We start from the raw sequence: 16,439 nt of genomic DNA, 5'->3' as shown, positions 1-16,439 counted from the left end.
TGCTGGAAAAGCAAGGCGTCACGTTCGAGTTCCTCTCGCCCTACAGCCCGGAGCTCAACCGCATCGAGACGATGTGGCGGCTGATGAAGCACCGCTGGATGGAGGTCAAGCGCCGGACCAAGGAGGAGCTGGAGCGGGCCGTTGAACACGTGTTCGAGCACTTTGGCAGTCAATTCAAAATGGAGTTCTGACTCGATTAACTTATGCTGGCTAACTTACCGGTTAAGACCTCACTCGCTGTGGTCAATGATCAGTCCACATGGGAGAAAGCGTAGGTCCTGCTACAGCCGACTGATTTAGAATCGGTACACTTCTTCGCACGATCAACCACATCAAGAACGTAAATGCCTTTCAGCGAAATTCGAGATTCCACGAAGACTCAACTGTTGGAAAAAGTCCGCCGCCAAGACTATGGGCGGTATCTTTTCAAGGCTAGCATCGTGCGTATTCGTGGCTTTGAAGGCGAGGACATCACATTTGACTTTCCAGTCACCGCACTGATTGGTCCCAATGGAAGTGGAAAGTCTGCAGTATTGGGAGCTGCTGGCTGTGCTTACAAACCAATTAAGCCGGGGACTTTTTTCCCAAAAAGCACCGTGGGGGATGAGTCGATGGCAGGGTGGCGCGTCGAGTATGAACTAATTGATAAGCAAGCAAACCCGCGACAACTGATTAAGCGTACATCAAATTTTCGACAGGCGAAGTGGGTACGGAGTGATGTCGCAGATCGTGAAGTATTGTTCTTTGGAATTGAGCGTACTGTTCCCGCTGGTGAGAAGACCCGTTACAAGGCACTCATGCGATCAACCTACGTTCACAGGCCTCCGTTGTCACCTTTAGATTCAGCTGTTGCTACTCAAGTCGAGCACATCCTCGGCAAGTCTGTTGCAGACTATCGGGTGACGAAGTATGGATTTGACGACTCGTTTCTCGTTGGCCGTTCTGGTATAAATAACTATTCTGAATTTCACTTTGGAGCAGGTGAATCCTCGATCATCCGTATGGTTACGCGAATCGAACAGGCCCCCCAGAACAGTCTGATCTTGATCGAGGAGATTGAAAACGGACTCCATCCCGTCGCGACGCAGCGTATGGTTGAGTACCTGATTGACGTAGCTGAGCGTAAGTCGATCCAAACTATCTTCACAACGCACAGTGATTACGCGCTTTCGCCTTTGCCAAATGAGGCAATCTGGGCATCTATCGACGGCCGTCTTCGGCAAGGGAAACTGTCCGTGGAGGCGCTTCGAGCTGTTTCTGGCCGAGTTGACAAAAAACTCGCTATCTTTGTAGAAGATGAGTTTGCTAAGGCCTGGGTTGATGCGATTCTTCGGGAAATACTCGCAGCTGACTATGATCAAGTCGAAGTCCATGCGGTACACGGCGACGGAAATGCCGTCGCGACACACCGAAGCCATACCGCGAATCCAGCTATCACGTTCAAGTCCCTGTGCGTGATCGACGGTGACTCTACCCAATTTGAGGATCGCACTGCCGGAGTAATTCGGCTTCCAGGAACTCAGCCCGAGCTTGCCGTCTTTGATGACGTTCGTGAACGCCTCAACGAGGACCTAGCGATTCTCACTGTTTCCTGTCAGCGCGCACCGGAGGCGCAGGAGTTAGTGCGACGTATCATCGACGAGGTCTCGCGAACGAATCGCGATCCGCACCTTATCTTCAACCAAGTGGGAATAAAGATAGGTTTTGTTTCAGAAGCCATAGTTCGAGGTGCATTTCTTGCGCTCTGGATACGGGCGAATCGAGCCTATTGTCAAGACTTAGCAACGCACGCACGACGACTCATTGAAGCCTAAATCTGTATCTTTTGGTTATTGAAGGTCAGTTAAACGAAGTAGTTTGACTGATCACATATGGCCATGTGTGCCCTATTGAGTCCCATGGCGTGAATGGCCGAAGCCGCTGCGAACTAGGCGCTCACCTGAACTGAGCAGAAGATCGCATGCGATCGAAAGCGGTCTTTCATGATGCAAACCTTGCTGGAAGCTGGATTACTCGAACAAGCACGGAATTCCACCACTGCGTCAGAAAATCCCTCTTCCTGACCGCTCCCGCTCTACGTTCATCCCCCTCTCGACATACGCCGCAAACTCCCCCTCCGGCACCATGCTCCCGCCCGTCCCCCAGACCAGATGCGTTGCATTCGCCAGCCGCACCGGGGTGACGCCGATGCGCTCCAGATAGTCCCGGTCGCGCAGCACCCGCACCATGCCCGGCATTCCCGCCAGCGCCGAGGGTTCCAGCCTGATGCCCTCCTCCCGGTGCGCCAGTGCCAGCAGCCGGAACAGTTCCTCGTCCGCGACGGTGTAATAGCCGTCGATCAGGCGCTGCATGGCCCGGCCGACGAAGCCCGATGGCCGGCCCACCGCCAGTCCGTCGGCTGCCGTCACGTTGTCGATGCCGAACTCCTGCACGCTGACCGCGTCGTGCAGCCCGGTATGGACGCCCAGCAGCATGCAGGGCGAGTGGGTCGGCTCGGCGAAGAGGCAGTGCACCGCGTTGCCGAAGGCCAGCTTGAGCCCGAAGGCGACCCCGCCCGGCCCGCCGCCCACGCCGCAGGGCAGGTAGACGAACAGCGGATGATCCGCGTCGACCCGCACGCCGGCCTGGTCGAACTGCTGCTTGAGCCGTTCCGCCGCCACCGCGTAGCCCAGGAACAGGTGGGGCGAGTTCTCGTCGTCGACGAAATAGCAGCTGGGGTCGGACTCGGCCTGCCGGCGCCCCTGCTCCACCGCGACGCTGTAGTCCGAGGCGTACTCGACCACGCTCACGCCGCTGGCGCGCAGCCTGTCCTTCTTCCATTGCCGCGCGTCCGACGACATGTGGACGGTTGCCTGGAAGCCGAGCTGGGCGCTCATGATGCCGATCGACAGCCCGAGGTTGCCGGTGGAGCCGACGGCGATCTTGTATTGGCCGAAGAACTGGCGCGCGGCGTCGCTCGCCAGCGCCTCGTAGTTGTCGCCGGGGCGGATCAGCCCAGCCTGCAGCGCGAGGTCCTCGGCATGCTTGAGCACCTCGTGGATGCCGCCGCGCGCCTTGATCGAGCCGGAGATCGGCAGCTCGTTGTCCTGCTTGAGCCACAGCGAGCCGCTGGCGGGCAAACCGGCATCGTCCAGCAGCAGGCGCTGCAGGCGTGGCAAGGGCCTGATGCCCGACTCGATCAGCCCGCCCGCCGCAGCGGTTTGCGGAAAGACCTTGGCGATATAGGGCGCGAAGCGCTGCAGCCGCGCGCTGGCCTGCGCGACATCCCCCGCCCCGAGCCCGACATCGGCCAGCGCGGTGGCGGCGGGTGCGATGGCCGGGTTGAACCAGCTGGTTTCGCGCAGAGCGATCAGGTCGCGGATCAGCGGGTGGCTGGCGTACCAGGCTGCTAGGGTTTGGCCGTGGATCATGGATAAGCTATCAAAGATAGTCGGCCTTGATGGCCGCGGCATCGCTGACAAGCTTCGACAGTCGCAGCGCCTGCTGCGTCACAAAGGTGGCGATGCCTTGGATGAACGGCCGCTCATCGGCCAGATAGAGGTCTGATTCAGCCTGCGGGGCGGCAGCCTGGATCGCGAGCTTGGCCAGTCGCTGCCCTTCGCGCCGCATGAGCTTGCGGTCGATGCCGCAGCGTGTGGCGAAATCGGCCAGCGCGAAGGCGGAAACCTCGTCATGCGCGAACACGTCGCCATAGGCCATGGCCAGCTCCGTGTCGAAGCCGTCGTACTGCAGCACGCTGACCAGGTCGTACCATTCGGCGGGTTCGAGCAGTCCGCCTGGCCGCACGAGTAAGGAGAAGTTCTTGCCGTGCGCGTCGCTGTTGCCGATCAGGAACTGGAACAGTGCCCAGCGCAACATCGTGAGCCGGGCGGCGGCCTTGTTGCTGGTCAGATTGGCACAATGGAACAGCCGCTCGAAACTCACGCCATCGCGGATATGGCGGATCGCCGGCGCGCTGCCGAGGTTGCGCTCGTACTTGTAGCTGACTGGAAGGTCACAGGCCTGGCAGGTATCGATGATGTGTAGCCGCTGGACCCGGGTCTGGTTGCCGGAGCCCTGCACCTCGCGGTCGAACCGGCGCACCACGAGCACGGGGCGAGGCGTTCGCAGCAGGCTGACTTCCGCAGCCGGCAGGCCCATTTGGCGGGCCAAGGACATGCAGAAATGCTCGTTGACGGCCAGATGGGGGGTTCTGGCCTGGGCGGTGTCGGGCTTGAGGATGTGGGTCGATGCCAGGCGCTTGCCATCGACCAGGAACAGCCGCCCGTCCTCTGCCACCGGACGGTCGAGGTAGACGAGCAACTTGTCCTGCAGGCCGGCCACCGACATGCGGACCTTGCCGTCCCAGACGGTCAGCGGCAGTTGTTCGTGCCGGGCAATGCGCTGATCCAGTTCCTGCAGCGTGATCTCGCGTGGAGCGGGGTCATCATCGGGCGCGATGTCGGCCGCATCGGCAGTGAATCGCAGGGCGCCTGCCGTTTCGGCACCGAGCGCGCGAATCAGACCGAACACATTGGATTTGGCGAGACCGTTGTAAGCCACCGCGACATCCAGCGCCCGGCCTTCCGGCAGCAGATGCTCGATGAAGCGTTTCAGGGTATTCGACGAATAGCCCGCCTCCAGAGAAACGATGGGCAGGGCCGGTGAGAGCGGGAACGACCGCGGGTCGGCAGCCCAGGCCTCGTCGTATGCCATGGACCATTGGTCGTCCTTGGCCTCGTGGGAGATGACGGCGACCTTCCTGCCACCTGTCCACAAATGGAGTTCGTGGCTCATGGTTGCGGTCCAGCGTCGATCGGTGCGGGCTGTGTTGCCGCCTCGCGCATCCAGGGGTGCTCCTTGGGCAGGACCATCAGCGCCATGCCCAGGCCGTCCAGCACCGCCATGACCTTGTCCAGCCGGACCGAGCCTTGTCCATTCTCCAGTCGTGACATGAGGTCCACGGATACGCCGAGCAGTGCCGCCGCATCATCGATGCGCAATGACTGGGATTTGCGACGGGCGCGCACGACCGGCCCCAGTGTGTCTGCTGAGTTCAAGACTGCGACGGGGAACGGGTGCTGGTTCATTTCAAACTTTCAGTAAGCGCTTGCATCCTAAGAATAGTGGATGCATGTATTTCTGATATACCGAAACTATCGCATAAAACCGACCTCAGGGCAAGAAAATTTCGGAATTACAGAAACCTGGCCAAGGCTTCGTAGGGGTCGCGGAAGTAGCCGCTGGTGCCGGTGCGAAGGCTGCACCGCAAGGCTAACATCGCGCCCATGTCCGACCTCCACCGCCCCGACATCCCGCCATTCCCCAACGCCGGCCAGCAGGCCACGCGCACCGGTCCGCTGCGCCCCGGCGTGCGCAAGCGCGAAGCCTGGGCCTGGGCCATGTACGACTTCGCCAACTCGGGCTACACCACGGTGGTGATCACGGCGGTGTTCAACGCCTGGTTCGTCTCGGGCATCGCGGGCGGCGCGCCCTGGGCGACCTTTGCCTGGACGGCGGCGCTGTCGGTCTCCTATGCGCTGATCCTGTTGAGCGCGCCGCTGCTGGGCGCCTGGGCCGACACGCACGCGGGCAAGAAGCGCTTGCTGGCCTGGACCACGCTGGGCTGCGTGCTCGGCACCGCCGGGTTGGCGCTGGCCGGTCCGGGCGCGGTGGCGCTCGCGCTGGCCTTCGTCGTGCTGTCCAACTTCTGCTTTGGCACCGGCGAGAACCTGATCGCCGCCTTCCTGCCCGAGCTCGCCGAACCCGACAGCCTGGCCAAGGTCTCGGGCTGGGGCTGGGGCCTGGGCTATGTCGGCGGGCTGTTGAGCCTGGGCGCCTGCCTGGGCTACATCACCTGGGCCAAGGCGCAGGGGGAAAGCGCGGCGCATTTCGTCCCGGTCTGCATGTTGATCACCGCCGGGCTGTTCGCATTGGCCTCGCTGCCGACCTTCGCGCTGCTGCGCGAGCGCGTGACGCCACAGCCAGTCGCTGCCGGGTCGGCCTGGAGTCGGGTGCTGGATACCTTGCGCCATGCCAAGCGCTACCGCGACATGCGCCGCTTCATGCTCTGCATCGTGTTCTACCAGGCCGGCATCCAGGCCGTGATCGCACTGGCGGCGATCTATGCCGAGCAGGCAATGGGCTTCTCCACCGCCGACACCATCCAGCTGATCTTCCTGGTCAACATCACGGCGGCGCTCGGCGCGCTGGCCTTCGGGCGCTGGCAGGACCGCATCGGCCATGTGCGCGCGATCGCGTTGACGCTGGTCGGCTGGATCGTGATGGTGCTGCTGGCCTGGTCGGCGCAGGGGCCGACGCCGTTCTGGATCGCGGCCAATATCGCCGGCCTGTGTCTGGGCGCGAGCCAGTCGGCCGCGCGCGCGCTGGTCGGCTGGCTCGCGCCCGAGAGCCGGCATGGCGAGTTCTTCGGCCTCTGGGGACTTGCGGTCAAGCTGTCGTCCATCCTCGGGCCGCTGACCTATGGCGCGGTGACCTGGCTCAGCGGCGGCGACCACCGGCTGGCGATCCTGGCGACCGGCAGCTATTTCGTGATCGGACTGGTGCTGCTGGCGGGCGTCGATGCCGAGCGCGGCCGGCGCGCGGCGCTGGAGGGCTGACCCGCAGGCCGGTCAGCGCTGCAGGTCGGGCTCGCCGCAGCCGGCCAGCAGCGCGGCGCGCGCGGCGTCGCGCAGCGCGAGCGCTCGTTCCCATTCGTCGCCTGGCAGTTGCCCTGGATCGATCGTCGGGCAGATCGTGATGTGCACCGTTCCGCGTCTTGGCAGCCAATTGCCATCGCGCAGCCGGTCGCGCGTGCCGGCCAGCGCCACCGGCAGGAGGAAGATCCCGGCGCGCGCCCCCGCGACGAAGGCCCCCATGTGGAAGGGCCGCAACCCGGGCGCGCGCGTGAAGGTCCCTTCGGGAAAAACCGCCAATCGATCACCGTGCCGTGCCGCCTCGGCGATCCTGTCGGCGTCGGCCACGCCCTGCCGCGGGTCGAAGCGCTCGACGAACACGCAGCCTAGTCGTTCCAGGAAGACGCGCGACCAGAAGCCGCCGGCCAGTTCGCGCTTGGCGACGAAGCGCCAGCCCGGCGCGGGCAGCGCGGCGATCAGCACCAGGCCGTCGAGGTAGCTGGCGTGGTTGGCGACCAGCAGCCTTGCATCGGCCGTGGCCGGCCCGGACGGGTCGATGACTTCGAGCTTGATGCCGGCCAGAGCCAGCCAGAGCCTGGCCGTCTGGTGCACCAGCCGCCAGGCCGAAGCGGGCCGGCGCGTCAGCGCAACGCCCAGCCAGACCGGCGGCGCCAGCAGTGCGAAGGCGGTGACGGCCCAGGCGCCCGCCAGCCGCTCGGCGACCCTGGTGGCCTGTCGCCTGAGCCTCGGTAGCGCGCTGGCGACGAGGACGCGCGCGAGCTGCAGCCAGGCCGCGCGCGGCTTGCCTTCGGGCAGGCCCTGCTCGAACAGCGCGCGGCTGGCGGCGCGGCGCACCTTGCCGCTGGAGGTCTTGAGCACGATGCGCTGCGAGGACAGCCAGATCGCGTCGGCCGGCAGCCCGAGCAGCGTCAGCGTGCAATCCTGGATCGCCTGCCGCAGCGCGGTCAGCTGGGCGGGGTCGCCGAGCCGGGTCTCGGCCGCGATGACCAGGCGCTCGGTGCCGCTGGCCGGGTCGGGGCTGCCGAAGACCGCGACGCAGCCGGGGCGCACGCCGGTGATGCGACCCACCGCTTCCTCCACCTCCTGCGGGTAGATGTTGCGGCCGGCCTTGATCACGATGTCCTTGGCGCGTCCGGTCAGGTAGAGCTCGCCGCCCGCCAGGTACGCGTAGTCGCCAGTGTCGAGCCAGCCGTCGCAGAACAGCCGGGCGTTGGCCTCCGGGTTGCGCCAGTAGCCGGCGGTGGCCGACGGTCCACGGAACTGCAGCCGGCCCTCGCGCCGTTCGGGCAGCTCGGCCAGCCCGGCATCGACGACCCGCAGTTCGTAGCCCGGCAGCGGCCGGCCGCAGGCGACGAAGCCCAGTGGGTTCGGGTCGCCGGCTTGCGCCGGCAGCGCCTCGCCACGGGTCGAGAATACCGTCCGGTCGATGCGGTCGACCTGCAACCCGCGCTGCGGCGTGAAGGCGAGCCCGACCGCGCATTCCGCCAGGCCGTAGACCGGCGCCAGTGCCTTCGGGTCGAGTCCGCAGGCGGCAAAGCGGGCCGCGAAGCGCTCCATCGTCCCCGGGTTGACCGGCTCGGCGCCGTTGAAGGCGATGCGCCAGCATGACAGATCCAGCTTGCCGAGCAGTTCGTCCGGCACGCGGTGCAGGCAAAGCTCGTAGGCGAAGTTGGGGGCGCCCGACAGCGTGCCACGGTAGTCGTTTATCGCCTGCAGCCAGCGCTGCGGTGCCGCCAGGAAGCGCAGCGGTGACATCACGACGAGGGGAATCGCGTAGACCAGGCTGGACAGCCAGGCGCAGATCAGCCCCATGTCGTGATAGAGCGGCAGCCAGCTCACGAACACATCGTTGCGTCCGACCTGGGCGGCGCGCGCCATGGCGCGGATGTTGGCCAGCAGCTGGGCATGGGTCAGCGTCACGCCCTTGGGGTTGCCGGTGCTGCCCGAGGTGTACTGCAGCAGCGCGAGGTCGGTGCCGGCTGCCGGTGCTGGTGCCGGGCTGGCGCTGCAGGCCAGTAGCTCGTCTGCCAGCACGACCCCGCGCAAGCCAGCCACCAGGCCGCGCAGCAGGCCCGCCGGCAGCGCAACCTCGCCGTTGGCGATCAGCAGTCTGGCGCCGGCGTTGTCGAGGATGGCCGCGTGGCGGCGCAGGTGGTCCTCAAGCTGGGATGGTCGCGCCGGCGGGTAGATCGGTACCGGCACCGCGCCGGCCAGCAAGATGCCGAGGAAGCAGGGGAAGAATGGCGGGCAGGTCGGCAGCATCAGCGCGACCGTGTCGCCGGGGACAATCTCGCGCGCTTGCAATCCGGCCGCGACGGCGCTTGCCTGCTGCTGCAGCAAGCCGTAGGACAGGCGCTGCTCGATACCGTTCTCGTCGAGCAGGATCAGGTGGGTGCGCTGCGGTTGGCGCTGCGCGTGCCAGACCAGCACTTCGGTCAGGGTCGCCAGCTGATCGGGTGCCGGTTCGCCCGTAACCGCTACGCTCGTTGCCACCGCAGGCGCGGGCGCGGGCGCGGGCGCTGGTGCTGGTGCTGGTGCTGGCAGGGCCTGGCTATCCGCCGCCGCCAGCGCGCGCAGGAAGTCGCGCGGCGTCTGGGCCTCGCCGATCAGCCGCTGCGGTAGCCGGGCGCCAAAAGCCGTCTCGATCCGGACCAGCAGCTCGGCGCGCGCCAGGCTGTCGAGCTCGGCATCGCGTTCGAGCTCGCTGTCGAGCGTCAGCGCGGGCGCCGGCTGGCCCGGCCGCAGCTCGCGGCAGAGCGCGGCGATCAGCTCCAGCAGAAGGTCGGTGTCTGGCTTCATCGCATGGGGGATCATGAAGCAAGGCCCGGCGTGGGTCAACGGCGGTACACGTCAGTACACGGCGGTCAACTGCGGCCAGGGTCAGGGTCAGTGCCAGCGGCCAGGCCAGCCGCCAGCTGGCCGATCACGGGCAAGGCCGCCGCCAGTTGGGCCAGGTCCGGATGGCCGTAGTTCAGCCGCAGATGGTGGCTGAACCGTTGGTCGGCCGAGAACAGGTGGCCGGGTGCCACGCTGATCCCCGCCGCCAGGGCCAGTTGCTGCAGGCGCAAGGCATCGACCGCGGGCGGCAGCTCGGCCCAGAGAAAGTAGCCCCCCTCGGGCCGCGTCACCCGGGTCCCGGGCGGGAAATGCTCGGCAATCAGTCGCAGGGCCAGGGCCTGCCGCGCGGCCAGCGTCTGCCGCATCTGGCGCAGATGGCGGTCGAAGCCACCGCTCTGCAGGAAGTGCGCCAGCGCCAGCTGCGAGGGAATGGCGGTCGAGAGGGTGCTCATCAACTTCAGCCGCTGCACCTGAGGCGCGAAGCGGCCAGCCGCTACCCAGCCCACGCGGTAGCCGGGCGCCAGGCTCTTGGAAAACGAACTGCAGTGCATGACCCAGCCCTGCCGGTCGTAGGCCTTGGCCGGCAAGGGGCGCTGCAGACCGAAGTAGAGCTCGCCATAGACATCGTCCTCGATCAGCGGCACCCGATGCTGTGCCAGCAGTTCCACCAGCGCCCGCCGGTTCTGCTGCGGCATCAGGCTGCCCAGAGGGTTCTGGAAGTTGGGCATGAACCAGCAGGCCTTGACCGGATGACGCCGCAACACCTCGGCCAGCGAGTCCAGATCAACCCCGTGACGGGGATGGGTCGCCACTTCGACCGCCCGCAGGTTCAGGCGCTCCAGCGCCTGCAGGGCCGCGTAGAAGGTGGGCGACTCGACCGCGACCACGTCGCCCGGACCCGTGACCGCCTGCAGGCACAGGTTCAGCGCCTCCATGGCGCCGTTCGTGATCACCAGTTCCTGCGCGTCGATGCCCAGGCCCTCGATGCCATAGCGCAGCGTGATCTGGCGCCGCAGTTGCTCGTCGCCGATCGTCAGGTATTCGGTCAGCCGCTCGGGTGGCAGGCGCCGCATCGCGGGCGTCAGGCCGCGCGCGAGCTTTTCCAGCGGGAACAGCAGCGGCGATGGAAAGGCGGAGCCGAGCGGCGCGAGTTCGGGGTTGCGGGTCGAACCCAGGACCTCGAACACCAGGTCGCTGATCTCGACCACGGCGGACTGCGCGGTGGGCAGCGCGGTGCCCGGCTCGGTCGTTGGCTGGGAGGCATTGACGTAGTAGCCGGAGCGCGCCCGCGCCTGGATCAGTCCGCGCGCCTCCAGCAGGTAATAGGCCTCGAACACCGTCGAGGGACTGATCTGACGGCTGCGCCGCGCCTGGCGCACCGAGGGCAGGCGGTCGCCCGGGCGCAGGACCTGGGTCCGGATCAGGTCGGCGATTTCCTCGGCGTAGCGCTCGTACAGCTTCATGCTTTGACTGATACGGTGATTTTTCAGGAAACTGGATCTTACCGATCAGATGCCAGGCCGGCACAGTAGCGTTTTTCCCCAGCCGTTTTCCCTGCCGTTCGCACCATGTCCCAGTTTCCGAATCCACCGCCCGCCGCCAAGATCCATGTCCGGGCCGCCAGCGGGCGCTTCAGCCAATGGCGTTGGGCCATGGTCTGGCTGACCCAGCTGCTGTTCTACGGCCTGCCCTGGCTGAGCTGGAACTCGCGCCAGGCCGTGCTGTTCGACCTCGACGCGCGCCGCTTCTACCTGTTCAAGCTGGCGCTTTATCCGCAGGATTTCATCTACCTGGCGCTCCTGCTGGTGATTTGCGCCCTCGGGCTGTTTTTCGTGACGGCGGTGGCCGGGCGGATCTGGTGCGGATTCTCCTGCCCGCAAACGGTCTACACCGCGATCTACCTCTGGGTCGAGCGGCTGTTCGAGGGCGGTCGCAGCGCCCGCATGCGGCTCGATGCCGCGCCCTGGACGCTGACCAAGCTGGCACGCAAGACCGGCAAGCAGGTGGCCTGGATCGCCATTGGCCTGTGGACCGGGTTCACCTTCGTCGGCTACTTCACGCCGATCCAGACCCTGGGCGGCCTCGTGACCAGCCTGGACACCGGCCCCTGGGAAACGTTCTGGATTGGCTGCTACGGTCTGGCCACTTACCTCAATGCCGGCTACCTGCGCGAGCAGGTCTGCAAGCACATGTGCCCCTACGGTCGTTTCCAGAGCGTGATGTTCGACCGCGACACCCTGATCATCGGCTATGACGCCGCCCGGGGCGAGCCCCGTGGCTCCCGCCCGCGCGCCGCCGACGCCAAGGCGCTCGGCCTCGGGGATTGCATCAGCTGCACGATGTGCGTCCAGGTCTGTCCGACCGGCATCGACATCCGGGACGGCTTGCAGATCGACTGCATCGGCTGCGCCGCCTGCATCGACGCCTGCGACGAGGTCATGGACAAGATCAAGCGCCCGCGTGGCTTGATCCGCTACTCGTCACAGACCGGCCTGGAGCAGGGTTGGGGCCGGGATCGGGTCCTGCGGCGGGCGCTGCGGCCGCGGGTGCTGGTCTACGGCGCCCTGCTGCTGGCCATCAGCGCGGCCTTCGTCATCGGCCTGGCCCAGCGCAGTCCCTTCCGCGTCGATGTGATGCGCGACCGTGGTGTGCTGGCACGGATGGTCGAGCAAGGCGCGATCGAGAACGTCTATCGTCTGCAGATCATGAACAGCCAGGAAAGCGTGCAACGCTATCGGATTGGCGTCACCGGCCAGAACGGCTTGACGCTGGCCGCCTCGCCCAGCATCGAGCTGGAACCGATGGCGGAGCGCACCGTCACCGTGACGGCGCGCCTGGCCGGGCAGCAGGCCGCGCCGCTGGCGGGCCAGGCCCTGACTATCCATTTCGCGGTCGAGCAACTCGGTGGCGATCGGGCGGGCCACCAGGTGATTGAAAAGAGCAGTTTTCTCGTGCCGCGATGAAGTGTGTGAGCGGGTATGAGCAAGAGTGAGAATCTTGCGCGCGCCCTGCAACCGCACGCAAGCTCCGATCACTTCGCCAACTGGATGTGGGTGACCAGGTATTTGCCACCTTCGTTGCTGGCGGCGAACCTGATCCGGTCGCCCACCTTCAGCCCGGACAGCAGCGCCTTGTCCCTGACCGTGAACACCATGGTCATGGGCGGCATGTCCAGGTTCCTGATCTCGCCGTGGCGGATCGTGAGCTTGCCGGTTTCCGGGTCCAGGCGGCGGATTTCGCCCTCGCTCAGGGAGGCGGCCGGCTGCACCTCGATGGTTGTTGCCGGCTCGGCCTCCGCTTGCGCAAAGCCTGACCCATGCCAGGTCACCCCCAGCGCGAGGGTGGAAATGGCCAGCAATCTATGGATGCGGTTCATGGCGGTTCTCAAGAGTAACTTTGGAAGACCACGGTGCTGCCGTCCTTGCGCACCAGCAGCACGTCGTAGCGGTCGCGTCGGCCGCCGTAGGCCGGACCATCCATGCCGGGCGAGCCGACCGGCATGCCCGGCACCGCCAGGCCCAGTGCCTGCGGCTTTTCCTTGAGCAGGCGCTGGATCTCGCGCGCGGGCACATGGCCTTCGATCACATAGCCCTGCACCACAGCCGTGTGGCAGGAGCCGAGCTTTTGCGGCATGCCCAGTCGAGCGCGGACCGCGTTGTTGCCGCTTTCATTGATCTTGGCCTTGAAGCCGTTCTGCTCGACATGGGTGATCCAGTCATGGCAGCAGCCGCAGTTGGGGTCCTTCCAGATCTCCATCCCCTGTGCTGCCTGCGCCTGGACCAGGCCGGTGGACGCCAGCCCGAGGGCAGCCGCGCCCGTCAAGAGCAGACGACGCTGATGGTTGAGAGTTTCCATGAGCTTGCTCCTTGATGACTGCTTACCTGCCCACCCGCACCAGCCCCTTCATGCCAGCCTCGTAATGGCCGACATGCAGGCAGGCGAAGTCCACCTTGCCGCCCTGGGTGAACTGCCAGATGACCTCGCCCTGCTGGCCCGGCTCCAGCGAGACCTTGTTCGGCTCGTCGTGCACCATGTCCGGGAACTTCTTCATCTGCTCGTAATGCTCCTCCAGCTCCTGCTGGGTGCCGAGGCTGAATTCATGCCTGAGCTGGCCGGAGTTCCTGATGACGAAGCGGATCGTCTCGCCCTTGCTGGCCCGGATCTCGGACGGGGTGAAGCGCATGTTGTCGCTCATCTCCACCTCGATGGTGCGCCTGGCCTTGGCGGCCAGGCCGGGCTTGCCGTAAGGCGTCTCGTCGCTGGCATGGCCGTGACCACCTGAGTGGGCGCCAGCCGCCCAGCTGCCGCTGCTGACCATCAAGGCCAGCAGGGCGCCGAGGCCCAGGGATTGGATGTTGCTGAATTTCATGGCAGTCAAAAATCGTGGTGGGTTGAACGGGCCTGATGCATGGGATCAATGCCCGGCGTGCGCATTCGGCTTGCGCGCTTTCAGGACGGTGGCGTTGCCAGCCTGCTGCGGCAGCGGGTTGGATGGCGGCCGGGTCGCTTCGGCCACGGGGCCGGTGTATTCGCGCGGCACGGTGCCGGCCGGATGCTTGAACCAGCCCGGGTCCTGGTAGTCGCCGGGCTTCTGGTCAGCGCGCACCTTGAGCACGCTGAACATGCCGCCCATCTCCAGCGGGCCGTATGGCCCGCTGCCGGTCATCATCGGCGCGGTGTTGTCGGGGATCGGCATCTCCATCTCGCCCATGTCGGCCATGCCGCGCTCGCCCATCACCATGTAGTCGGGCACCAGTTGCTGGATCTTGCCGACCAGGCCGCGGTGATCGACGCCGACCATCGTTGGCACCGCATGGCCCATGGCGCCCATGGTGTGGTGGCTCTTGTGGCAATGGAAGGCCCAGTCGCCCAGCTCGTCGGCGATGAACTCGACCTGGCGCATCTGGCCGACCGCGACATCGGTCGTGACCTCGGGCCAGCGGCTGGCCGGCGGGGTCGGGCCGCCGTCGGTGCCGGTGACGGTGAACTCATGCCCGTGCAGGTGGATCGGGTGATTGGTCATGGTCAGGTTGCCGACCCGGATCCGCACCCGGTCGCCCAGCCTGACGTTCAGGCTGTCGATGGCCGGGAAGGCGCGGCTGTTCCAGCACCAGATGTTGAAGTCGGTCATGGTGTTGACCTTGGGCGTCCGGCTGCCGGGCTCGACATCGAAGGCGTTGAGCAGGAAGCAGAAGTCGCGCTCCACCTCGCTGATCTGCGGGTGCTTCACCTTCGGGTGCGTGACCCAGAAACCCATCATGCCCATCGCCATCTGTACCATCTCGTCGGCGTGCGGGTGGTACATGAAGGTGCCGGGGCGGCGCGCCTCGAACTCGTAGACGAAGGTCTTGCCGACCGGGATCTGCGGCTGGGTCAGGCCGCCGACGCCGTCCATGCCGTTGGGCAGGCGCTGACCATGCCAGTGGATGGTGGTGTGTTCGGGCAGCTTGTTGGTGACGAAGATGCGCACCCGGTCGCCCTCGACCACCTCGATGGTCGGGCCCGGGCTCTGGCCGTTGTAGCCCCACATGTTGACCTTGAAGCCGGGCGCGACCTCGCGCAGCACCGGCTCGGCCACCAGGTGGAATTCCTTGACGCCGTCCTTCATGCGCCAGGGCAGGGTCCAGCCGTTGAGCGTGACGACCGGGTTGTAGGGCCGGCCGGTGTTCGGAATCAGCGGCGCGGCGGTATCGGCCGAACTCTGGATCACGGCTTCGGGCAGGCCAGCCAGCGCGGAGCGGGACACGGCCAGGCCGGCGACGGTCGCCAGCGAGCCGGCGAAGAATTGACGTCTGGAATGGATGGGGTTCATGGGGTATTCCTTCAATGGCCGGCCGACTGGGTCGTCTCGCCGCTGCCTGCGCCCAGCGAGAGCAGGCTGGCGGGCTCGCCGCCGAGCAGCAGCCAGTGCAGGTCGATCCGGGCAAGCTCGAAGTCGCGCCGGGCCGCCAGCGCGCCGGCCTGCGCCTGCGACTGGTTCTGCACCTCGCCCAGCAGGTCCCAGGTGCTCTTGAGCATGCCGTTGTAGTGCAGCACCGTTTCCTCGGCGATGAATTCGCGCCGTTTCAGCACCTCGTCGCGGGTGCCGCGAGCGACCGCGTGGCTGGCCTGGTAGGCCTCGAACGCGAGTGGCGCGTCGGCCTGGTTGCGCAGGCGGTTGCCGCGCGGCAGCTCGGACTGGATGGCCGCCAGCCGGCGCTGAAATTCCGCCTCGGTCATGACATCGGCTGGCAGCTCGGGCAGCTGGTCCGGCAGGCCGACCGCCGCCTGGATGCCGTTGAGCTCCAGCGTCTTGAGCAGTCGGGCCTGGGCCTGGGCGGCCGCGTATTGGGTCCGGTGCAGGCTCATCCGGGCATTGGCCAGTTGCAGCTGCACCTGGGCCAGCTGCAACGGGCTCCAGTTGCCCACGTTGACCATGCGCTGGCCGAGTTCCTGGGCGGCCTCGGCCGCCGCCAGCTGCTTGCGCAGCGGCCCCAGGGCTTGCTGGCTGGCGACGGCATCGATCCAGGTCTTGCGTGCCTGGACGGCCACCTCCAGCAGCTCGCCAAAATCGTCGATGCGCCAGTTCAGGCCGGGATCGAGTTCGAGCCAGCGCCCGGCGGCCAGCAGGTCCGCCTTGGCGGCACCCAGAATCGCCAGCGGACGGGCCAGTTCGCGGTGCGCGCGCCAAGCCTGGCGTACGGCCTGCTCGGCCGTCGCCAGCGCGAAATCCGGCATCGCCGCCGGCACCTGGGCCGCGACCGGGGCCTGGCCTTGCTCCCACTTCAGCAGGTCGGCATGACCGCGCTGGAACTGGCCGACGCTCTCATTGGCCTGGCGCCAGGCTGGCTCGGGCGAAGCGGGCGCGGTGGCTGGAGTGGGCGGGGTTTGCGCCATGGCCAGCACGGGGCCGGCGACCAGCCCCAGCGCCAGACAGCGCCTGGACGCGTGGAAAAAAGCAAGGGCAGGCACGGACGCACTCCTCAA

14 protein-coding genes are annotated in these 16,439 nt (G+C 66.2%); 4 read left to right on the top strand and 10 right to left on the bottom strand.

Annotated elements, in window-relative coordinates; all coding sequences use genetic code 11:
* On the top strand, positions 1–191 hold a 191-nt coding region (locus PHR85_RS10865), incomplete at its 5' end, for a transposase (protein ID WP_300054188.1).
* Positions 192–344: 153 nt separating this feature from the next.
* Positions 345–1,814, top strand: coding sequence for an ATP-dependent endonuclease (locus PHR85_RS10860; RefSeq protein WP_300054185.1), 1,470 nt, complete (start codon positions 345–347; stop codon positions 1,812–1,814).
* A 228-nt stretch (positions 1,815–2,042) separates the two neighbouring features.
* Here PHR85_RS10860 and PHR85_RS10855 read toward each other — a convergent pair whose 3' ends face one another.
* The 3 genes from PHR85_RS10855 to PHR85_RS10845 are packed head-to-tail and all read right to left on the bottom strand — an operon-like array spanning position 2,043 to position 5,069.
* A complete protein-coding gene (locus PHR85_RS10855) occupies positions 2,043–3,410 on the bottom strand; it encodes a D-serine ammonia-lyase (protein WP_300054182.1) in 1,368 nt (455 codons plus the stop codon).
* A gap of 10 nt (positions 3,411–3,420) precedes the next feature.
* On the bottom strand, positions 3,421–4,776 hold the full coding sequence (locus PHR85_RS10850) for a HipA domain-containing protein (RefSeq protein WP_300054180.1): 1,356 nt from the start codon (positions 4,774–4,776) through the stop codon (positions 3,421–3,423).
* Positions 4,773–5,069: a helix-turn-helix domain-containing protein gene (locus tag PHR85_RS10845; RefSeq protein ID WP_300054178.1), complete on the bottom strand. Its 297-nt coding sequence runs from the start codon at positions 5,067–5,069 to the stop codon at positions 4,773–4,775. Before PHR85_RS10845 ends, PHR85_RS10850 begins: the two co-directional genes overlap by 4 nt.
* A gap of 198 nt (positions 5,070–5,267) precedes the next feature.
* Here PHR85_RS10845 and PHR85_RS10840 point away from each other — a divergent pair, with 198 nt between their 5' ends.
* Entirely contained in the window at positions 5,268–6,599 is a 1,332-nt protein-coding gene (locus PHR85_RS10840; protein WP_300054175.1) for an MFS transporter, read from the top strand.
* A 12-nt stretch (positions 6,600–6,611) separates the two neighbouring features.
* Here PHR85_RS10840 and PHR85_RS10835 read toward each other — a convergent pair whose 3' ends face one another.
* Positions 6,612–9,434, bottom strand: a complete 2,823-nt coding sequence (locus PHR85_RS10835) for an AMP-binding protein (protein ID WP_300054173.1) — start codon at positions 9,432–9,434, stop codon at positions 6,612–6,614.
* 65 nt (positions 9,435–9,499) lie between these two features.
* Complete coding sequence (locus PHR85_RS10830) at positions 9,500–10,936, bottom strand: PLP-dependent aminotransferase family protein (RefSeq protein ID WP_300054170.1); 1,437 nt, start codon at positions 10,934–10,936, stop codon at positions 9,500–9,502.
* A gap of 105 nt (positions 10,937–11,041) precedes the next feature.
* Here PHR85_RS10830 and ccoG point away from each other — a divergent pair, with 105 nt between their 5' ends.
* Positions 11,042–12,436 (top strand): cytochrome c oxidase accessory protein CcoG, encoded by a 1,395-nt coding sequence (gene ccoG / locus PHR85_RS10825; RefSeq protein WP_300054167.1) that lies wholly within the window; start codon positions 11,042–11,044, stop codon positions 12,434–12,436.
* A gap of 68 nt (positions 12,437–12,504) precedes the next feature.
* Here ccoG and PHR85_RS10820 read toward each other — a convergent pair whose 3' ends face one another.
* Genes PHR85_RS10820 through PHR85_RS10800 form a run of 5 tightly spaced genes read right to left on the bottom strand, consistent with a single transcriptional unit; the run spans position 12,505 to position 16,424 of the window.
* The gene (locus PHR85_RS10820; RefSeq protein WP_300054165.1) at positions 12,505–12,849 is read right to left on the bottom strand and encodes a copper-binding protein; all 345 of its coding nucleotides are present in this window, start codon (positions 12,847–12,849) and stop codon (positions 12,505–12,507) included.
* 8 nt (positions 12,850–12,857) lie between these two features.
* The gene (locus tag PHR85_RS10815) at positions 12,858–13,328 is read right to left on the bottom strand and encodes a DUF411 domain-containing protein (RefSeq protein ID WP_300054163.1); all 471 of its coding nucleotides are present in this window, start codon (positions 13,326–13,328) and stop codon (positions 12,858–12,860) included.
* A 22-nt stretch (positions 13,329–13,350) separates the two neighbouring features.
* Positions 13,351–13,842, bottom strand: a complete 492-nt coding sequence (locus PHR85_RS10810; RefSeq protein ID WP_300054160.1) for a cupredoxin family protein — start codon at positions 13,840–13,842, stop codon at positions 13,351–13,353.
* A gap of 45 nt (positions 13,843–13,887) precedes the next feature.
* On the bottom strand, positions 13,888–15,285 hold the full coding sequence (locus PHR85_RS10805) for a copper oxidase (RefSeq protein WP_300054157.1): 1,398 nt from the start codon (positions 15,283–15,285) through the stop codon (positions 13,888–13,890).
* Positions 15,286–15,296: 11 nt separating this feature from the next.
* Entirely contained in the window at positions 15,297–16,424 is a 1,128-nt protein-coding gene (locus PHR85_RS10800; protein ID WP_300054155.1) for a TolC family protein, read from the bottom strand.
* Between the last annotated feature and the right edge of the window lie 15 nt (positions 16,425–16,439).

The sequence above is a fragment of the Malikia sp. genome, assembly GCF_028687635.1.
Lineage (GTDB): Bacteria > Pseudomonadota > Gammaproteobacteria > Burkholderiales > Burkholderiaceae_C > Malikia.
The sequence above is the reverse complement of the archived record's forward strand: the minus strand, read 5'-3'. Positions and strand labels throughout refer to the sequence as shown.